At 67.8% G+C, this 19,914-nt stretch carries 15 protein-coding genes; 10 read left to right on the forward strand and 5 right to left on the reverse strand.

The window, feature by feature from the left end:
• Positions 1 to 50: 50 nt before the first annotated feature.
• The 6 genes from IBX18_RS17055 (at position 51) to gatB (ending at position 7,184) form a co-directional block, all read left to right on the forward strand.
• Positions 51 to 878 (forward strand): hypothetical protein, encoded by an 828-nt coding sequence (locus IBX18_RS17055; protein ID WP_306796295.1) that lies wholly within the window; start codon positions 51 to 53, stop codon positions 876 to 878.
• A 110-nt stretch (positions 879 to 988) separates the two neighbouring features.
• Positions 989 to 2,536 carry a serine/threonine-protein kinase gene (locus tag IBX18_RS17060; RefSeq protein ID WP_306796296.1) on the forward strand — a complete coding sequence of 516 codons (1,548 nt, stop codon included), beginning with the start codon at positions 989 to 991 and terminating at the stop codon, positions 2,534 to 2,536.
• A 72-nt stretch (positions 2,537 to 2,608) separates the two neighbouring features.
• Positions 2,609 to 3,643, forward strand: a complete 1,035-nt coding sequence (locus IBX18_RS17065) for an ATP-dependent 6-phosphofructokinase (RefSeq protein ID WP_194834616.1) — start codon at positions 2,609 to 2,611, stop codon at positions 3,641 to 3,643.
• Between the two features lie 77 nt (positions 3,644 to 3,720).
• Complete coding sequence (locus IBX18_RS17070; protein ID WP_194834617.1) at positions 3,721 to 4,164, forward strand: hypothetical protein; 444 nt, start codon at positions 3,721 to 3,723, stop codon at positions 4,162 to 4,164.
• A gap of 74 nt (positions 4,165 to 4,238) precedes the next feature.
• Positions 4,239 to 5,624, forward strand: coding sequence for a S9 family peptidase (locus tag IBX18_RS17075; protein ID WP_194834618.1), 1,386 nt, complete (start codon positions 4,239 to 4,241; stop codon positions 5,622 to 5,624).
• A 54-nt stretch (positions 5,625 to 5,678) separates the two neighbouring features.
• Entirely contained in the window at positions 5,679 to 7,184 is a 1,506-nt protein-coding gene (gene gatB / locus IBX18_RS17080; protein WP_194834619.1) for an Asp-tRNA(Asn)/Glu-tRNA(Gln) amidotransferase subunit GatB, read from the forward strand.
• 299 nt (positions 7,185 to 7,483) lie between these two features.
• Here the strand turns inward: gatB and IBX18_RS17085 are convergent, their stop codons facing one another.
• Positions 7,484 to 8,587, reverse strand: a complete 1,104-nt coding sequence (locus tag IBX18_RS17085) for a sorbosone dehydrogenase family protein (RefSeq protein ID WP_194834620.1) — start codon at positions 8,585 to 8,587, stop codon at positions 7,484 to 7,486.
• A gap of 151 nt (positions 8,588 to 8,738) precedes the next feature.
• Here IBX18_RS17085 and IBX18_RS17090 point away from each other — a divergent pair, with 151 nt between their 5' ends.
• Positions 8,739 to 9,596: a DoxX family protein gene (locus IBX18_RS17090; protein WP_194834621.1), complete on the forward strand. Its 858-nt coding sequence runs from the start codon at positions 8,739 to 8,741 to the stop codon at positions 9,594 to 9,596.
• A gap of 1,148 nt (positions 9,597 to 10,744) precedes the next feature.
• Here the strand turns inward: IBX18_RS17090 and ilvD are convergent.
• Positions 10,745 to 12,586 carry a dihydroxy-acid dehydratase gene (gene ilvD / locus IBX18_RS17095; protein WP_194834622.1) on the reverse strand — a complete coding sequence of 614 codons (1,842 nt, stop codon included), beginning with the start codon at positions 12,584 to 12,586 and terminating at the stop codon, positions 10,745 to 10,747.
• A 520-nt stretch (positions 12,587 to 13,106) separates the two neighbouring features.
• Positions 13,107 to 13,814, reverse strand: a complete 708-nt coding sequence (locus IBX18_RS17100) for a PH domain-containing protein (RefSeq protein WP_194834623.1) — start codon at positions 13,812 to 13,814, stop codon at positions 13,107 to 13,109.
• Positions 13,815 to 14,142: 328 nt separating this feature from the next.
• Here IBX18_RS17100 and IBX18_RS17105 point away from each other — a divergent pair, with 328 nt between their 5' ends.
• From IBX18_RS17105 to ilvC, 3 genes are all read left to right on the forward strand, one after another.
• Positions 14,143 to 16,098 carry an acetolactate synthase large subunit gene (locus IBX18_RS17105; RefSeq protein WP_194834624.1) on the forward strand — a complete coding sequence of 652 codons (1,956 nt, stop codon included), beginning with the start codon at positions 14,143 to 14,145 and terminating at the stop codon, positions 16,096 to 16,098.
• Positions 16,095 to 16,598, forward strand: a complete 504-nt coding sequence (ilvN, locus tag IBX18_RS17110) for an acetolactate synthase small subunit (protein ID WP_107658505.1) — start codon at positions 16,095 to 16,097, stop codon at positions 16,596 to 16,598. The genes IBX18_RS17105 and ilvN overlap by 4 nt, the downstream gene beginning before the upstream one ends.
• A gap of 105 nt (positions 16,599 to 16,703) precedes the next feature.
• Positions 16,704 to 17,783, forward strand: a complete 1,080-nt coding sequence (gene ilvC, locus IBX18_RS17115; RefSeq protein ID WP_267897906.1) for a ketol-acid reductoisomerase — start codon at positions 16,704 to 16,706, stop codon at positions 17,781 to 17,783.
• A gap of 237 nt (positions 17,784 to 18,020) precedes the next feature.
• Here ilvC and IBX18_RS17120 read toward each other — a convergent pair whose 3' ends face one another.
• Together IBX18_RS17120 and IBX18_RS17125 are read right to left on the reverse strand one after the other, a co-directional pair.
• Entirely contained in the window at positions 18,021 to 18,314 is a 294-nt protein-coding gene (locus IBX18_RS17120; protein WP_135232572.1) for a hypothetical protein, read from the reverse strand.
• 334 nt (positions 18,315 to 18,648) lie between these two features.
• The gene (locus IBX18_RS17125) at positions 18,649 to 19,860 is read right to left on the reverse strand and encodes a sodium:proton antiporter (RefSeq protein WP_194834625.1); all 1,212 of its coding nucleotides are present in this window, start codon (positions 19,858 to 19,860) and stop codon (positions 18,649 to 18,651) included.
• Positions 19,861 to 19,914: the final 54 nt, after the last annotated feature.

Consider the following 19,914-nt stretch of genomic DNA (forward strand, 5'->3'; position numbering starts at 1 on the left):
GATCCCGCGCGGCTCGTGTTCGAAAAGCATTGAGCTGTGCGGCATTAGCCGTGTTCCTGGTGGCCGGATGCGGGTCGGGCACCGACCGTTCGGACGCGGACGAAACCAGCATTACCGAGGCCGCGTCGCACGCGGACCAAAAGGGCCTGTCCATCACCGTCCCAGGCACTTTGGCTGCGAGCGTCGCGGAACTACAGGCGGGGGTGCGCGGACACCTCGGCTTGGCGATCATGCCGGTCGGCGGCGACCAGGTGGTCAGCTTCGGCGACTGGACCACCGGCCCCGCCTGGTCGACCATGAAGGTGCCGTTGACCATTGCCGCACTGCGGCGTAGTCCGGGCAACGCCTCCTATGCGGTGTCGGCCGCCATCACCGCGTCCGACAACGCCGCCGCCGACACGTTGTGGCAATCGCTCGGCACGAATCAGGAAGCGGCACAGGCGGTGCAGTCGGTGCTGCGCGAGGGCGGCGACACCAAGACCACCGTGCCGGCCACCCGGGCCAGGTCCGAGCATTCGGCCTTCGGTCAGGCGGAATGGTCACTGGCCGAACAGGTTCGGTTCGCCTCGCGACTGCCCTGCCTGCCGCAGTCCGCGACCGTGATCAACCTGATGGAGCAGGTCCAATCGGCCCAGCGCTGGGGCCTCGGTGCGTTCAGCGGCGCCGAGTTCAAGGGTGGCTGGGGTCCAGACGCCTCGGGCGCGTACCTGGTCCGGCAGTTCGGGTTGATCTCGACGCCGTCGGGGCAGATCGCGATCGCGTTCGCGGCCCAGCCGGACTCCGGTGCGTTCTCCGACGGGATGACGATGCTGGACAAGCTGTCCACCGTTATCTCCCAGCACTTGGACGAGCTGTCGGGCGGTCGCTGTCCTGCCTGATCAGCCGAGTTGGACCGGGTAACGGCAACCCCTGAAAATCCCGACGTATCGGATGTAGGCCGCCGGGCCTGCGGTGCGCCGGGTCGCGCATGTGAGGTGGAGGTGACGGGGTGGACGGACCGCGGACCAGAATCGGAACTCGATTCGGTCCTTACGAGCTGCGCTCGCTGCTGGGCCGCGGCGGCATGGGCGAGGTCTACGAGGCCTACGACACGGTGAAGGACCGGGTCGTCGCGGTCAAGCTGTTGCCGACCGAGCTCGCGAAAGACCCGATGTTCCAGCAGCGGTTCCGCCGGGAATCGCAGGCGGCCGCGCGGGTGGCCGAACCGCACGTCATCCCGATCCACGACTGGGGCGAGATCGACGGCGTGCTCTACATCGACATGCGGCTGGTGCGCGGCCATGATCTGCGCTCGGTGCTGCGCGGGGAGGGACCGCTGACACCGGCCCGCGCGATCGGCATCGTCGAGCAGATCGCCGCCGCGCTGGACGCCGCGCACGCGGAGGGGCTGGTGCACCGGGATGTCAAGCCGGCCAACATCCTCGTCACCGCCTCGGACTTCGCGTACCTGGCCGATTTCGGCATCGCCAGGTCCGCCAACGATCCCAGCATGACCGGCACCGGCGACGCCGCGGTCGGCTCCTACAGCTACATCTCGCCGGAACGCTTCGAGAACGGTCCGGTCACCGGCACCGCCGACGTCTACTCGCTGGCCTGCGTGCTCTACGAATGCCTCACCGGCACAACACCGTTCCGGGCCGAGGCGATGAGTGTGCTGATCCACTCGCATCTTTCGGCGCCGCCGCCGCGCCCGAGTGCGGTTCGTGCGGGGGTGCCCGCGGCCTTGGACGAGGTGATCGCGCGCGGCATGGCCAAGCGGCCGACGGACCGCTACTCGACCGCGGGCGGGCTGGCGTCGGCGGCGAAGTCGGCGCTCACCGGACGGCCGGTCGTCGCGGTCACCGAGTTACCGACCGACCAGATGGGCGCCGTATTGCCGAAAGCGCCGCCTACCGTGGTGTTTCCGAATGTCGGTCCCGAACAGCTGAATGCGAACGCCGTGCCGACGGACGCGATCGGGCGGCCGCCGGTCAACGGTCGGCTCGGTGCCGGGCGGATCATGCGACCGGAACCGGATCGAGGGCAAGGCCCCCGCGGTGAAGTCGTGCTGCGCGAACCACATCGCGTCCTGGATCCGATCCCCGACGCGGATACCGGCCCGAAAGCCGTGGTGGCCCCGGCGAAAGAGGCCGCGCCGCGACAGCGCCGGTCACGGCGCAGATGGCTGCCGGTGGTCGGTGCGCTCATCATCGTGCTCGGGCTGACCGGTGTCGTCGGCTGGCTGGGGCGGGGCTCCTTCAGTTCCGGCCCCGCATCCCTGACACTCGCCCCGGTCCCGGCCACCGCCAGGGGCTGCGAGACGAAATATCCGCCGGCCGGCCGTTTCCTCTACTCGGCGATCGGCACCGAGGTCACCTCGTGCGAGTTCGCCGAGGAGCTGCGCAAGGCCTACGGCCAGGGATCCGATGCCGCGGGCACTCGCCAGGTGACCGCGTTCAGCCCGCCGCTGCGGCAGAACTTCACCATGGAATGCGTCACCCTGGACGGCCTGGTCACCTGCACCGGCGGGCAGAACGCGATCGTCTACATCTACTGAGTTTCGCGAAAGAGGTTGGCCCAGCCGGGGGTCGGCCTGCCGAACTGGGCCCGGCGGGGCAAGATAGCGGCCATGCGCATCGGAGTCTTGACCGGAGGCGGAGACTGCCCCGGACTGAACGCGGTCATCCGTGCTGTCGTTCGCACCGCGAACGGACGTTACGGAGACGCGATCGTCGGGTTCGAGGACGGCTGGCGCGGTCTATTGGAGGATCGCAAGATCCAGATCCACAATGACGACCGCACCGACCGGCTGCTCACCAAGGGCGGCACCATCCTCGGCACCGCCCGCACCAATCCCGACGTGCTGCGCGCCGGGCTCGGCCGGATCAAACGGACCCTGGACGACAACGGCATCGACGCACTCATCCCGATCGGTGGCGAGGGCACGCTCACCGCGGCCAGCTGGCTGGCCGACGAAGGGGTGCCGGTGGTCGGCGTGCCCAAGACCATCGACAACGACATCGACTGCACCGACGTCACTTTCGGCCACGACACGGCACTGAGCATCGCCAGCGAGGCGATCGACCGTCTGCACACCACCGCGGAATCACACCAGCGGGTGATGCTGGTCGAGGTGATGGGGCGGCACGCGGGCTGGATCGCGATCAACGCGGGCATGGCGGCGGGCGCACACCTGACGCTCGTGCCCGAGGTGCCCTTCGACGTGGACGAGGTGTGCGCGATGATCAAGCGCCGCTTTCAGCGTGGGGACAAGCACTTCATCTGCGTCGTCGCCGAGGGCTCGCATCCCGCCGAGGATTCCGATTTCGCCTTGCGGGCGGGCGGCATCGACGAATTCGGGCACGAACGGTTCACCGGTGTCGCCCAGCAGCTCGGCGCGGAGATCGAACGCCGCATCGGCAAGGAGGTCCGCACCACGGTGCTCGGCCACGTGCAGCGCGGCGGCAGCCCCACCCCCTACGACCGCGTCCTGGCCACCCGATTCGGCCTGCACGCCGCCGAGGCCGTGCACGCCGGTCAGTTCGGGCAGATGGTGGCGTTGCACGGCAGCGCCATCGAGCTGGTGCCGCTGGCCGAGGCCACCAAGCAGCTCAAGCGGGTGCCGGACGAGCGCTATCGCGAGGCCGAGGCCTTCTTCGGCTGACCCGAATTCGCCAGGTGCACAGCCGATCAGCGGATGCTCGGCGGTGCGGCCGGGGCCGCCGGGTTACGCTGGCGGGCATGGCCGACTTACACGTGAACGACCTGCCGGACGCCGACGTCGCCGTGCTGCGGCGTCGGGCAGGCGCCGCCGGACTCCCGCTGCTGGGTTACGTGCGCGAAGAGCTCATCGCGCTGGCCCGCAAGCGCACCGCCGACGACGCGGTCGTGGAGTTCCTGGAGTCCGAAGGCCGCGAGCTCATCCCGGAGATCGATGCGGCCGCCGTCGCCCTCATCGACATCTACGACCTGCCCGCCGACGCCCTCGGCATCTTCGGTCGCCGCGCCTACGCCACCGGCCTGCCGCTCAGCGACTACGTCCGCCAGTCGCTGATCACCTCCGCCCGCCGCAGCACCTTCGACGACGTCATGCTCGAATTCCACGAGGCCCAAGATCGCGACCCGAGCCTGAACCTCGACATGGACGCCGTCGCCGCCTCGGTCCGCTACGCGCGCGGGGAATGACGGGTTCCGCACGGTCGACTCCGTACGGATCCCGATAGGTACTCCGTTTCACCGGGGATCGGTACTGTTGGGACATGCGCACTGGGCGACTGATCGCGTTGGCACTGTTCGTCATTGCGATGCTGGTTGCGGGTTGCACGTCGGGATCGGACTCGAATCCGCCGGAGCCGACCACCGGTGACTGGCACGGTGCGATCGAGGTGCCGGGGCGGCCGACCCAGATCGGCGTGACGTTCACCGACAAGGGCACGGCCACCATCGACATCCCGACGCAGGGCGTCGATTCGGTCGAGTTGAAGGACGTGCGGTCCGACCGGAACGGGGTGTCTTTCGCGATCGCGGATGTCCCGGGCGACCCGAAGTTCCGTGGCGAGTACGAACAAGGCGCCGACCAGATCGTCGGAGACTTCCTCCAGGGCGGCGAGACGTTCCGGCTCGTGCTGCAGCGCGGCACACTGCCCCCGCCGGTCCGCCCGCAGGAGCCGAAGCCGCCGTTCCCGTACAAGGCGGAAGACGTCACGTACCGCAACGGTGACCTGACCATCGCGGGCACCCTGACCAAACCCGAGGGCACCGGACCGTTCCCCGCGGTCCTGTTGATCACCGGCAGCGGACCGCAGGATCGCGACGAAGAACTGCTCGGCCACAAGCCTTTCCTGCTGATCGCGGACACGTTGACCAGGGCTGGTTACGCCGTCCTCCGGGTCGACGACCGCGGTGTCGGCGGCACCGGCGGCAAGCTCGACGACGCGAACTACACCGATCTGTCCAACGACGCCGCGGCGGGCGTCGGCTTCCTGCGAGGTCGCCCGGACATCGACCCGGCCCGCGTCGGCCTGCTCGGGCACAGCGAAGGCGGCTACCTCGCGCCGATGGTCGCCGCGCGGCCCGACAGCGGGGTCGCCTTCCTCATCCTGATGGCCGGACCGGGCGTCTCGGGTGCCGATGTGCTCGTCGAGCAAACCCGGCTGATCACCACCGCGAGCGGCGCTCCCGCCGACGTCGTCGACAAACAGGTCCGGGAAACCGCCGAACTGGCGGCGCTGTTGAAGGCGGGTGACCTGGCGGCGGCAAAGGACTTGGTGCGCAAGCAGAACGAGGCCAAGCCCGCCGACCAGCGGGCCCCGGAATCCCAGGTCACCGCCGGGATCACGCCGTACCTGGCCGCTCTCGTCGCCTACGATCCGGCCCCGGCGTTGTCGGCGCTGCGCGTTCCGGTGCTCGCGTTCTTCGGCGAGAAAGACCTGCAGGTGCCGCCCGGCCAGAGCGAGCCCGCGATGCGAGCCGCCCTCGCCGCCAACCCTGATGCGACCGTTCATGTGTTCCCCGGTCTCAACCACCTGATGCAACCCACCGAGACCGGACGGCCCGACGAGTACAGCGAGATCGAGACGACTGTTTCGCCGGAGGTGCTCAACTACGTCACCGGCTGGTTGACTCAGCGGGTCCAACCGAAGTAGGCGTGGGTGTGAGCCCGTGCGTTCTTGCGTGAGGGCTTACATAGAATGTTCCGCATGAGCACACCCACACTCGACTTGATGGATTACTCCGATGTCATTGCCCGGTTCGAGCCGGTGCTTGGCATGGAGGTCCACGTCGAGCTGTCCACCGCGACCAAGATGTTCTGCGGGTGCCCGACCGAATTCGGTGCGGGCCCGAACACCCAGGTGTGCCCGGTGTGCCTCGGTCTGCCCGGTTCGCTGCCGGTGGTGAACGAGAAGGCCGTCGAGTCGGCGATCCGCATCGGGCTCGCGCTGAACTGTTCGATCACCCCGTGGGGCCGGTTCGCGCGCAAGAACTACTTCTACCCGGATCAGCCGAAGAACTACCAGATCAGCCAGTACGACGAGCCGATCGCCACCGAGGGCTACCTCGACGTGCTGCTCGACGACGGCAGCACCTTCCGGGTGGAGATCGAGCGCGCGCACATGGAAGAAGACACCGGCAAGTCGACCCACGTCGGCGGCGCGACCGGGCGCATCCACGGCGCCAGCCACTCGCTGCTCGACTACAACCGGGCGGGTGTGCCGCTGGTCGAGATCGTCACCAAGCCGATCACCGGCGCGGGGGAGCGCGCGCCCGAGGTGGCCCGCGCGTACGTCACCGCGCTGCGCGAGGTGCTCCGGTCGCTCGACGTGTCCGACGTCAAGATGGAGCAGGGTTCGCTGCGCTGCGACGCCAACGTGTCGCTGATGCCGATCGGCGCCAAGGAATTCGGCACCCGCACCGAGACCAAGAACGTGAACTCGCTGCGCAGCGTCGAGGTCGCCGTCCGCTTCGAGATGCGCCGCCAGGCCGCCGTGCTGGCCGGTGGCGGCACCATCGTGCAGGAGACCAGGCACTTCCACGAGACCGACGGCACCACCTCGCCGGGCCGGGTCAAGGAAACCTCCGAGGACTACCGCTACTTCCCCGAGCCCGACCTGGAACCCGTTGCGCCCGAGGCGGAATGGGTCGAGCAGCTGCGCGACACCATCCCGGAGTACCCGTGGCTGCGCCGGTCCCGCATCCAGTCCGACTGGGGACTGTCGGACGAGGTGATGCGCGACCTCGTCAACGCGGGCGCGCTCGATCTCATCATCGCCACCGTCGACGCGGGCGCCCCGGCCAACGAGGCGCGCTCCTGGTGGGTCGCCTACCTGACCGAGAAGGCCAAGGAGCGCGAGGTCGCGCTGGAGGACCTGCCGATCACCCCCGCCCAGGTCGCCGAGGTGATCAACCTGGTCGAGGCCAAGACAGTCAACAACAAGGTCGCCAAGCAGGTCGTCGACTTCGTGCTGGCCGGGGAGGGCGAGCCCGCCCAGATCGTCGAGTCCAAGGGGCTCGGCATGGTCAGCGACGACAGCGCTCTGCAGGCCGAGGTGGAGAAGGCGCTCGCCGCGAACCCGGATATCGCCGAGAAGATTCGTTCCGGCAAGGTGCAGGCCGCGGGCAAGATCGTCGGCGACGTGATGAAAGCGACTCGCGGGCAGGCGGATGCGGCGCGCGTGCGGGAGCTTGTGCTGGCGGCCTGCAGCTGAATCCTGCTGGCCTGCACAGGTTGCAGGCATTGACGAGGTCGGCCGCGCTAGGCAGTTCGACACGACATGGGCTGCCGACTGGTTGAGTTGCCTCGCGAAGGTTCGGCGGCGCGGCAGTCAGGCGCATCGACGGGTTGCGTTGCCTCGCAACGGTTGGGCTGTAGTCGGGCGCTGCCGACTCTCCGTTGCGTCTGCTGCGCGGCGATCGGCTCATCCGCCGAACCTCTTCGGACGCAACCACCTTCGCATCGTAAACGGGCCGACTCCGTGGAGTCGGCCCGTTTACAGTTCGCCGGAGTCTAGTCCGGTCCGGTCCCACCGGACTGCGGCGGCGGAATGCGTACTACCCGATCGTCATTCGGCCCGGGCTGGCCGTCGGTCTTGTTGACGGTGCCCACCCAGATGGCGCCGTCCGCGCCGACGGTGGCACCGCCGAGCTGTCCGTACTTGTCCTGCGCGATCAGGGTCGGCGCCGAGGTGACCTCGTGGGTGTTGGCGTCGGCCGCCGCGATGGCGAGGGCCTTGCCCTTGGTCAGCGCGATCGCGACACCGTCGGTCGCGGCGGCGCAGCCCGCGACGCCCGGGCGGTCCGGCCAGGTCCATGCCGTGGTGACCGCACCGTCGCCGCCGAGTCGCTGCAACCGGTCTTCGACGGGGGTGCGATCGGTGATCCAGACGCTGTCCTTGCTGTCCCGGCAGATATCGCCGGCGACACCGATGCCGGACACCGCGATCTCCGCGGAGGCGCCCGGCGCGGGGGAGTTGACCCGCAGCAGCTTGCCAGCCAGCGAGGACGGGGAGTTCGCGGCGTCGGGGTTGCCCGCGTCACCGGTCAGCACCAACATCTGAGTGGGCGTGACGAAATCGATGGCGCCGTGGTTTCCGGTGGCGCCCTTGGGGATTCCGGTCAGGATGTCCTTCGGCGGGCCGCCGCCCTGGGCGATGCGGACCACCCGGTTGTCGCTGGGCGTGGTGATGTAGGCGTAGATCAGTCCGTCTTCGCGGAACGTCGGGGAGAGCGCGAGATCGCTGAGACCGCCGTCGCCTGAGCCGTCCACCTCCACTCGCGCGTACTCGCTCGGCGGTGTTTCCGGCGCGACCTTCAGGATGCGCCCGGTGCGCCGCTCGGCGACCAGCGCGCCGTCGCCGAGCGCGACCAGTCCGCCCGTGGTGTCCAGGCAGGTGGCCACCACCGCGGGATCCGGGTCGATGCACGGCCCGCTGGGTCGGGTGGTCGACGTCTGCTCCTGCCCCGGTTTCTTCGGGTCGATGTTCGCCCCGTGCAGCGTCGGCTCCGGCGTGAACGGGCTCGACGCCGAATCATCGAACCGCGCGCAGCCGGACACCAGCACGGACCCGAGCACCAAGCTCGCCGCAACGCGACCCACGACAACCAACCTCATAGCTCAGACGTTACGGAAAACCGTCCGACACCGCCGCTCCCGGGTCCGGTGCGCCCCCGAATTCCGGCCGCACACCTGTATTTTGTCGGGAACTGACACGCCAATAGTGTTTGGTGCCCGCTGTTGCGCGGCGCAGCATAGGGTATTGGCCGTGACCGAGAAGCCGAAAGACACATCCGACCCCTCGGCGGCCCAGCGTTCAGCGCCGTCCACGGCCGAGCGGTCGGCGGTGTCGTCCACCGGTCGAGGCGTCAGCAGTCCGTTCGATTCGCCGACCGAGCAGTTCCCCAGGCTGTCCAAGGACGTGCCGCGCACCGACGACGAACTCGGCCTCGACCCCGACGTTCCGCCCGTCGGCGCCAGCGGCACCGCGCCGGACGCGTCGCCCGCCTATGCCTACGCCAGCATCCCGCCCGCCGCGAACGCGCCGACCGACACCGGCAGGCTGCGTCGTCGTAACGGCGAGAACCGCCGCGGCACACTGGATTTCGGTCTGTTCCTGCTGCGACTGATCGTCGGCGGCACCTTCATCTACCACGGCCTGCAGAAGCTGACCGGCTGGTTCAACGGCCCCGGCCTCGACGGCACCCGCGACATGATGGAGAAAGGCGGCTGGGACCACCCGACCGTGTCGGCCATCCTGGTCACCATCGGCGAAGTCGGCGGCGGCGCACTCCTGGTCCTCGGCCTCGCCACCCCGCTCGCCGCAGGCGCCGTCCTCGCCGTCATCCTCGACGCCTGGGCCTGGAAGCAAGGCATGATCCCCGGCTTCCAATACAAGGCATCCGTGCCCACCGGCGTCGAAATGGAGAGCATCCTCGCCGGCGTATCCGCCGTCATCATCCTCACCGGCCCCGGCCGCTGGGCCCTCGACCGCAACCGCGGCTGGGCCACCCGCCCCTTCGCCGGCTCCTTCGTAGTCCTGCTCCTGGCCATAGCCGCCGCCATCTTCACCTACTGGTACCTGCACGGCGGCAACCCGTTGACCGGCATCGGCCCCTTCGACTAACCCCGAACTCCCCTGCGCCCCTCGGACTTCCGAGGGGCGCAGTCTTGTTTGCATGCTGCGACCGTAGGCGGTTGTCGAGTGGCCGAGCCGTCAGGTCCCGCTCGCTGCTATGCGCGGGCAGTTGCGGGACATGGTGGCGGCGAACTTCGAGTGGGCGCTGCGTCATGTCCCGTTCGCTGCTACGCGCGGCAGCTGGGGGACATGGTGGCGGCGAATGCCGTCATGTCCCGTGCGTCGTTACGTGAGGGGTCGAATGGGACGTGGTGGCGGCGAATATCGACTGGGCGCGCCCGCGTGTCCCGTTCGCCGCAACGTGGGGGGCGAGCGGGACGTGGTGGTGGCGAATGTCGAGTGGGCGCTGCGTCATATCCCGTTCGTTGCTGCGCGCGGGCAGTTGCGGGACGTGGTGGCGGCGAATGTCGAGTGGGCGCGCCGTCAGGTCTCGCTCGTTGCTACGTGCGGGCAGTTGCGGGACGTGGTGGCGGCGAATGTCGAGTGGCCGTGCCGTCAGGTCCCGTTCGCTGCTACGCGCGGCAGCTGGGGGACATGGTGGCGGCGAGTGCCGAGTGGGCGCGCCGTCATGTCCCGTGCGCCGTTACGTGAGGGGTCGAATGGGACGTGGTGGCGGCGAATGTCGAGTGGGCGCGCCCACATGTCCCGTTCGCCACAACATGAGGGGTCGAGCGGGACGCGTTGGCGGCAGTTGCCGAAGTAACCGCGCCCCATGTCCCACTCGCCGCTACATGAGGTGTTTGGTTGCCTCGAGCGGGACATCGTGGCGGCGAGTGCGAAGGGGCGTGCCGTCATGTCCCGTGCGCCGCTACGTGAAGGGTCGAGTGGGACGTGGTGGCGGCGAATGTCGAGTGGCCGCTCCGTCAGGTCCCGCTCGCTGCTGCGCGCGGGCAGTTGCGGGACATGGTGGCGGCGAATGTCGAGTGGCCGTGCCGTCAGGTCCCGTTCGCTGCTACGCGGGGGCAGCTGGGGGACGTGGTGGCGGCGAATGCCGAGTGGGCGCTGCGTCATGTCCCGTTCGCCGCTCCGTGTGGCGGTTGGTTGCGGCGAACGGGACATGGTGGCGGCCAACGACGGGGAGGTGCCCGGTGAAGTCCCAGCTTGGGTTGACCTTCAGCTGGGTCTGGGCGAAACCGCTACGGCACGTAGCGGACTGCACCCTTGTCGGCTGAGGTGGCGAGGGCGGCGTAGGCGCGCAGGGCGGTGGAGACGGTGCGGTCGCGGTTGAGGGGTTGCCAGGGGCGTTCGGAGGCTTCCATTTTGGCGCGGCGCTCGGCGAGGACGGCATCGTCGACGAGGACCTCGAGGGCGCGGGTGCTGACGTCGATCCGGATCTGGTCACCGTTCTCGATGAGGCCGATGGTGCCGCCGCTGGCCGCCTCGGGGGAGATGTGGCCGATGGACAGGCCCGAGGTGCCGCCGGAGAAGCGGCCGTCGGTGATCAGCGCGCACTGCTTGCCGAGGCCGGCGCCCTTCAGGAAGGCGGTGGGGTGCAACATTTCCTGCATGCCCGGCCCGCCCGCCGGACCCTCGTACCGGACGACGAGCACGTCACCCGGCTTGATCTTCTTGCCGAGAATGGCCGACACGGCTTCCTCCTGGGATTCCACGACGAGCGCGGGTCCCTGGAAGGTGAACAGTTCCTCGTCGATGCCTGCGGTCTTGAGCACGGCACCGTCGGGAGCGATGTTGCCGCGCAACACAACCAGCCCACCCTCCCGGGTGTAGGCGTGCTCGAAGTCGCGGATGCAACCACCGGCGGCATCGGTGTCGAGCGAGGACCAGCGGTTCTCGGTGGAGAACGGCTCGACCGTGCGCACGCCACCCGGCGCGGCGTGGAACAACTCGATCGCTTCCTCGGAGGCCTTGCCGGAGCGGACATCCCAGGTGTCGAGCCACTCGTCGAAGCTGCGCGTGTGCACGGTGCTCACGTCGGTCTCCAGCAGACCGGCGCGGCGCAGCTCGCCGAGGATGGCGGGGATGCCACCGGCCCGGTGCACGTCCTCCATGTGGAAATCGGAGTTCGGCGACACCTTCGACAGGGTGGGCACCCGGCGGCTGGTCTCCTCGATGGTGTGCAGATCGAAGTCGACCTCACCCTCCTGCGCGGCGGCGAGGGTGTGCAGAACCGTATTGGTCGACCCGCCCATGGCAACGTCGAGCGCCATCGCATTGCGGAAAGCCTTGGCGTTGGCGACATTACGAGGCAGCACCGAAGCGTCGTCCTCGCGGTACCAGCGGTTGGCGATGTCGACGACCACGGTGCCCGCGCGCTCGAACAGCGCCCGGCGCGCGGCATGGGTGGCCAGCGTGGAACCGTTGCCGGGCAACGCGAGTCCCAGTGCCTCGGTGAGACAGTTCATCGAGTTGGCGGTGAACATGCCCGAGCAGGAGCCACACGTCGGGCAGGCGGACCGCTCGACCTCGCTCAAACCTTCTTCGGACACAGCCTGATTCGCGCTGGCCGAGATCGCGGTGATCAGGTCGGTCGGCGCCTGCGCGACACCACCGACGACCACGGCCTTACCGGCCTCCATCGGCCCACCGGAGACGAACACCGTCGGAATGTTCAGTCGCATAGCGGCATTCAGCATGCCCGGAGTGATCTTGTCGCAGTTGGAGATACACACCAGCGCGTCGGCGGTGTGCGCGTTCACCATGTATTCCACGGAGTCGGCGATGATCTCGCGCGACGGCAGCGAGTACAGCATGCCGCCGTGACCCATCGCGATGCCGTCGTCGACGGCGATGGTGTGGAATTCCCGCGGCACGCCACCTGCGGCGCGCACCGCGTCGGCGACGATATCGCCGACGTTCTTCAAATGCACGTGGCCGGGCACGAACTGCGTGTACGAGTTCGAGATGGCGACGATCGGCTTGCCGAAGTCGGAGTCGGTCATGCCGGTGGCGCGCCAGAGTGCGCGGGCGCCTGCGGCATTGCGGCCGACGGTGGTGGTGCGTGAACGAAGCGGTGGCATTGATGGTCCTCGGTCTGGTCGCGGGGGGCTGGGATGCGACTGCGCAGAGTCAGCTCGGCGGCCGCTCCACGGTACTCCCGCGTGGGTGTCGGCCGACCTGCCGGTCAGCGCGGCTCGTGGCCGTCGTCCCGGTCCGTTCTGGTGTCAGTCCGTGCCGCGTGCCGGTGTCGCCGCGAGTGGTACTCGTCGACGCTGACGGTGTCACCGGAGTTGCCGGACCGTCGGGCCGCGTTGTGCGAGTCGGAGATCGATCTGCCGACACATCGCCGACAACATCCTAGCGTCGGCGATTGTTCCTGCTCCCGTCCGCAGTGCCATCGCCGGGTGCAGCCGTGCCAGAACGTGCGCAGGGCTGTGCTGGTGGACCTCTCGCCGCATCTCCGGCCCTATCCGCTGTCGGCTATGGGCGATGCCGTTCCCATTGGCGATGGCCTAGCCGCGATTTCGGCCGCGTAGCTGTGGCAACGGCTGATCTGGGTGGACGGGCGATGGCGCAAGCTCGCACGGACAGAAGCTGCGTCTACTGCTTGTTGCTGTCCTTGCCGGAGGCGTCGTCGTCAGCCGCGGCGCTGGCAGCTTCGCCCTTGTCGCGGTCGGTCCCGGCGTTGTCGGTCGTGCCCTGGGCGCCACTGTCCGTCACCGCCGCGTCCGCGTCGTCGGTCTCGGTCACATCCGCGTCGGTAGTCGAGGCAACCGCATCGTCCGACTTCGCCGAATCCGTGTCAGCGCCCGCCGCACTCGCGTCCCCCGACTTCGCCGAACCGGCATCACCCGGCGGCACCGCATACGGATCCGGAATCCGCCCCTGCGAAGCAATCGCCAAATCCCGCACCCGGTCGTAGCTGACCGCAGGAAGTTTCACCTCGGTCCCGTCGACCAAATCGGCCCGCACGTATCCACGCTTCGGGATACGCACCCCCTTCAACTGAGACCAGTCCAGATGCCGCGACCGGAACACGGTCCGCAAATCCAGCCCACCCTCGGAGACCGTCGTCTGCGTCCGCAGCACCCACACGCTCACCGCCACGGGGATCAGCAGCATCCACCACAGTCCGGCGGGCCAGCCGACGAACATGAAGAACACGCACATGAACAGGATGAACACACCTAGGAAGGCCAGGCGTGGGATGCGGATCACAGTGGCGGCCGAGCCGCCACCCGTGTCCGATCCCTCGGGCGCGGTGTGGGACGATTTAGCCGGTGGCACGGACTGATGCGGTGATGACACACCACCATCCTCGCATCCTGGTGAAGGACCCAAGCAGCCGCACTATCCCACATAATGGGACCTGTTTGACTCTTCGGCTCACGCACACATACCGTCATGCGCGTGAATCGAAACGAGCTTCTCGTAATCGGCCGGCGCGTCCAGCGTTGAGCCTGACTATCTGAGTCGAATACGTCAGCTCGCGTTGCGACGCGCCACCCTCGATCAGCCATGGGCTGACGGGGGCTTTTTTGTGTTCGGACAAATGTCCGGCATGGGCGAGTCGCAAGACACCGCATGTCAGACACAAATCCGGGGTCAGAACGACAAGCAGTTAGGAACGAAGACGGTGAGTGCACCTACCGCACGGCCCGGGCCATCGGCCCGCAGGCCAGCGCCTTCGGCTAATCAGCCGAGCACTGGCAGCTCGACGACGTCGGCCAACCGCCGCCAGGTCCCGCCCGAGCGGGTCACCGGCGCGCAGTCGGTCGTCCGGTCGCTCGAGGAGCTCGGCGTCGACACCGTATTCGGCATTCCCGGCGGCGCGATTCTTCCGGTCTACGACCCGCTGTTCGACTCGACCAAGGTGCGCCACGTGCTGGTCCGCCACGAGCAGGGCGCGGGTCACGCCGCGACCGGCTACGCGCAGGCCACCGGCAAGGTCGGCGTGTGCATGGCGACCTCGGGTCCGGGTGCGACCAACCTGGTCACGCCCATCGCCGACGCGCAGATGGACTCGGTGCCGATCGTCGCGATCACCGGCCAGGTCGGCCGCGGCCTGATCGGCACGGACGCCTTCCAAGAGGCGGACATCTCCGGTATCACCATGCCGATCACCAAGCACAACTTCCTCATCACCGAGGGCGTCGACATCCCGCGCATCATCGCCGAGGCGTTCTACCTGGCCGCCAGCGGTCGCCCGGGCGCCGTGCTGGTGGACATCCCGAAGGATGTGCTGCAGATGCAGACGACCTTCAGCTGGCCGCCGGAGATGCGCCTGCCGGGCTACCGCCCGGTGACCAAGCCGCACGGCAAGCAGGTGCGCGAGGCCGCCCGGATGATCTTGGAAGCCAAGTCGCCCGTGCTCTACGTCGGCGGCGGCGTGATCAAGGCCGACGCCTCGCCCGAGCTGCTCGAGCTGGCCGAGATGACCGGCATCCCCGTGGTCACCACGCTGATGGCGCGCGGCGCGTTCCCGGACAGCCACCAGCTGAACATGGGCATGCCCGGCATGCACGGCACCGTGGGAGCCGTTGCGGCACTGCAGCGCTCGGATCTGCTGATCACCCTCGGCGCCCGCTTCGACGACCGAGTGACCGGTCAGCTCGACTCGTTCGCACCCGACGCCAGGGTGATCCACGCCGACATCGACCCGGCCGAGATCGGCAAGAACCGGCACGCGGACGTCCCGATTGTGGGCGACTGCCGCGAGGTGATCATCGAGCTGATCGAGACCCTCAAGGCCGATCCTGCCGCCGCTGTGTCCTCGGGTCGCTCCGCAGGCACCGCTCCTGCTTCGCTGCTCGACCTCACCGAATGGTGGAAGTACCTGGACGGCGTCCGCAAGAGCTACCCGCTCGGCTGGACCGCCCCCAGCGACGGCTCGCTCTCGCCCGAGTTCGTCATCGACGCGCTCGGCCGCCTGGCCGGACCCGACGCCATCTACTGTGCCGGCGTCGGCCAGCACCAGATGTGGGCCGCGCAGTTCATCAAGTACGAGAAGCCGCGCACCTGGCTGAACTCCGGTGGTCTCGGCACCATGGGCTACGCCGTCCCGGCCGCCATGGGCGCCAAGATGGGCGCGCCGGACAAAGAGGTGTGGGCGGTCGACGGTGACGGCTGCTTCCAGATGACCAACCAGGAGTTGGCCACCTGCGCCGTGGAAGGCGTGCCGATCAAGGTCGCGCTGATCAACAACGGCAACCTCGGCATGGTCCGCCAGTGGCAGACGCTGTTCTACCAGGAGCGCTACTCCAACACCGATCTCGGCACGCACACGCTGCGCATCCCCGACTTCGTGAAACTCGCCGAAGCCTTGGGCTGCCACGGCATCCGGGTCGAGCGCGAGGAGGACGTGGAGGCCGCGATCCGCGAGGCGCAGGCCATCAACGACCGGCCGGTGGTGATCGACTTCATCGTCGGCAAGGACGCCCAGGTGTGGCCGATGGTCGCCGCGGGCACCAGCAACGACGAGATCATGGCCGCCCACGGCATCCGCCCGCTGTTCGACGACGACGAGCAGGCCGCCGAGCCCGCCGTCATCCACGAAGCGATGTCTCATGAGAAGAACAAGGTGACGGAATGAGTACTACGCACACGCTGAGCGTGCTTGTCGAGGACAAGCCTGGTGTGCTGGCGCGAGTCGCGGCGCTGTTCTCCCGCCGCGGCTTCAATATCGAGTCGCTCGCGGTCGGCGGCACCGAGATCCCGGAGATCTCCCGGATGACCATCGTCGTCACCGTCGAGGATCTGCCGCTCGAGCAGGTCACCAAGCAGCTCAACAAGCTGGTGAACGTCATCAAGATCGTGGAGCAGGATTCCGACACCTCGGTGGCCCGCGAACTGATCCTGGTGAAGGTCCGCGCCGACGCCAGCGTGCGGACCCAGGTGATCGAGGCGGTTACGCTCTTCCGTGCGAAAGTGATCGACGTCTCGCCGGACGCGCTCACCGTCGAGGCGACCGGGACCCGGTCCAAGCTCGACGCGTTGCTGCGCATGCTGGAGCCGTACGGCATCCGGGAGATCGTGCAGTCCGGTGTGGTGGCCGTCGGTCGCGGACCGAAGTCGATCACGGCGACGCGGTAACGCTCGCCGGTGTCGCGTCTTCGGGCCGGCCGCAGCAGAACAGTTGAATAGCGTGCGCCCGCAACCGATGTGGGCTCGACGCGAGGATCGCGCCACAGCGTTTCGGTGAAAACCGGGACAGGGACGCGACTTTCAGACCTAAACAGAAGAATCCAGAAGGGAACCAACCAAGTGGCAGTCGAGATGTTCTACGACGACGACGCCGACCTGTCGATCATCCAGGGCCGCAAGGTCGCTGTCATCGGCTACGGCAGCCAGGGCCACGCGCACTCGCTGAGCCTGCGCGACTCCGGCGTCGAGGTCCGGGTCGGCCTCGCGGAGGGTTCGAAGTCGCGGCCGAAGGCCGAAGAGGCGGGCCTCACCGTCGGCACCCCCGCCGAGGTTTCGGCCTGGGCCGACGTGATCATGGTGCTGGCCCCCGACACCGCGCAGGCGTCGATCTTCACCAACGACATCGAGCCCAACCTGAAGGACGGCGACGCGCTGTTCTTCGGCCACGGCCTCAACATCCACTTCGGCCTGATCAAGGCGCCGGAGTTCATCACCGTCGCGATGGTCGCCCCGAAGGGCCCCGGCCACCTGGTGCGCCGTCAGTTCGTCGACGGCAAGGGCGTGCCCGCCCTGATCGCCGTCGATCAGGACCCGAAGGGTGAAGGTCAGGCGCTGGCCCTGTCCTACGCGAAGGCGATCGGTGGTGCCCGCGCCGGCGTCATCAAGACCACCTTCAAGGAAGAGACCGAGACCGACCTGTTCGGTGAGCAGGCCGTGCTCTGCGGTGGCACCGAAGAGCTGGTCAAGACCGGCTTCGAGGTCATGGTCGAGGCCGGCTACGCGCCCGAGATGGCGTACTTCGAGGTGCTGCACGAGCTCAAGCTCATCGTCGACCTGATGTACGAGGGTGGCATCGCCCGGATGAACTACTCGGTCTCCGACACCGCCGAATTCGGTGGCTACCTGTCGGGCCCGCGGGTCATCGACGCCGACACCAAGAAGCGCATGCAGGACATCCTCAAGGACATCCAGGACGGCAGCTTCGTCAAGCGGCTCGTCGCCAACGTCGAGGGTGGCAACAAGGAGCTCGAGGGTCTGCGCAAGGCCAACGCCGAGCACCCGATCGAGGTCACCGGCGCCAAGCTGCGCGGGCTGATGAGCTGGGTCGACCGGCCGATCACCGAGACTGCCTGAGTTTCGACTGAAGCGGCCCGGCACCTGACTGGTGCCGGGCCGTTGTCGTCAGTAGGTGCCGCAGGCTCGGCGATCGTCCAGGCGATCCGAGTCGCAGTTCGCACGGCCATGCCGCACACTTTCTGATTTCACGCATACGAAATCGCATGCGATTCCCGGTGCGGAAAATCAGAAAGTGTGCGGCTGCCGGTGGGTACGGAACGGCCCGGCACCACAGTGATGCCGGGCCGCGGTGTGTTAGCTGCTGCCGAACAGTCCGTGCGGGCGGTTCTGCCGGAACTGCCAGAACGGATCGTCGTGGTGGCCGCGGTCGAACGGGCCGTTGTTGCAGCTCCAGTTCTTGAACGGGCCGAAGTCGCAGTTGCGATCGTGGTGTGGATGCCGGACGTCGGTGACGCCGGGCACGCCGACGCTCGGGCCTGCCGATGCGGGAATGGCCAAGGCGGTCAACGGAACCGCGACGATCGCACCCGCGACAGCCACTCGGGCCAGCATGCGGCGCGAAGTCGTGGACTTGGTTGTGGAGAACAACGTGGATCCTTTCACTCTGCGGTGAACTGCTCGTTCACCATCCCCCGCTGTGGTTTGCCCACGTGGCGTAGCGCACCTCGTCGGCAAGTCGGGATCAACTGTGTCGCCGCTGCTTTGCGGGCCCCCGCCCGGCACAACACCGACTGCACGGTCTCACTCTTACGCATTTCACCCGAAAGGTCACGGGTGCAGGCAGGTCTACGGAAGATTTCCACCCTCGGTACTAGGGGTTAACCCCCACTGACGCAACGGCAACCGAGTGATTCGCGTTGAGTGGCACACCATGGAGTGGCCTTCTCGACGTTTGCCGCGACCATGTGCCACTCACGCTGGGCTAGGCGTCTATTTGCTTGTCTCGGCGGCGTTTTCCGAGGTATTCCGCGGTGAGTGGTGCGCCGATGCCGTGCAGGACGACGCTGCCGACGACGACCACCAGGGTTACGCCGATCACGAGGTACGCGTCGTCGTCTTTATGGAGTCCGTTGAAGGCGAGCAGTGCGAACACGATCGACGCCACGCCGCGTGGCCCGAGCAGACCGAGCATGAGTCGTTCGCGTTGCGTGAAAGGTGAGCCCAGCAACGAGATCGCTACCGGAACGCACCGCACCACCGTCAACGCGAGCAGACCGTAGACGAACACCTGCCAACTGAGCCAGCCGAAGCTTGCCGCCGCGACGTTACCGACCACGAACCACATTGCCAGACCACAGAATTCGGCGACGTCCTCAGTCGATTGCAGTGGCTCACCAGGCAATTCGCGCCGAGTGGTGCTGTAGGCGATGCCCGCGAGGAACGCCGCCACAAATCCGTTGCCGTCCACCCACACCGCAATGCTGTAGGTGAGCACGGGGATCGCGATCGTCCCGATGCGCACCGCGCGTGCGTCGGTCCAGCGTTTGCGGATGGCGAAGGACATGCAGTATCCGGCCAGCGCGCCCACCGCTAGGCCGATCACTATCGACTTCAGCACCGCGGGCACCGCCTGCCCGAGCGCGTGCACCGCCTGATCCGACTCGGCACTGGCCTCCGCCGCCGCCAGCGCGAACAGGAAGATCGGCGCGACCAGCCCGTCGTTGAATCCGCTCTCCACATTGAGCGCATGCCGAACCCGTTCCGGCACACGCAGATCCCGCACAATCGCCTGAGCGGGCACCAGATCGATCGGTATCACGATGCACGCGATCAACAACAGCACCGTCCACGAAACACCCGGCAGCAGCGCGAATCCCAGCAGATAAGCGGCGGCGAGGCTCAGCGGGAAGGCAATGAACAGCAGCCGAAAGATGCCCGTATGCCGACGACCGGACAGCCCGTCGCGCACCTCGGTCGCGTCGGTGAAAAGGAACAGCGCCAAGATGAATTCGACGATCCGCTGCGCCGTGTCGGTGTTGATCGCGTTGGCCAGCCAGTGGTCGCTACCCCAACTGACCAGCGCGCCGACCACGACCATCGCCAGTGGGGCAGTCACCTTCCAGCGCGCCATCGATCGCGACAGGCACGACCAGACCAGGATGACCGTCATCGTCGCGGCGATCGCAATGAACATGAGTCTCCCGATTCGGACAGCCCTGGTGGACCTCGACCTCCTGTGCTGCTGTCC

Source organism: Nocardia sp. XZ_19_369 (assembly GCF_015355715.1).
Classification (GTDB): domain Bacteria; phylum Actinomycetota; class Actinomycetes; order Mycobacteriales; family Mycobacteriaceae; genus Nocardia.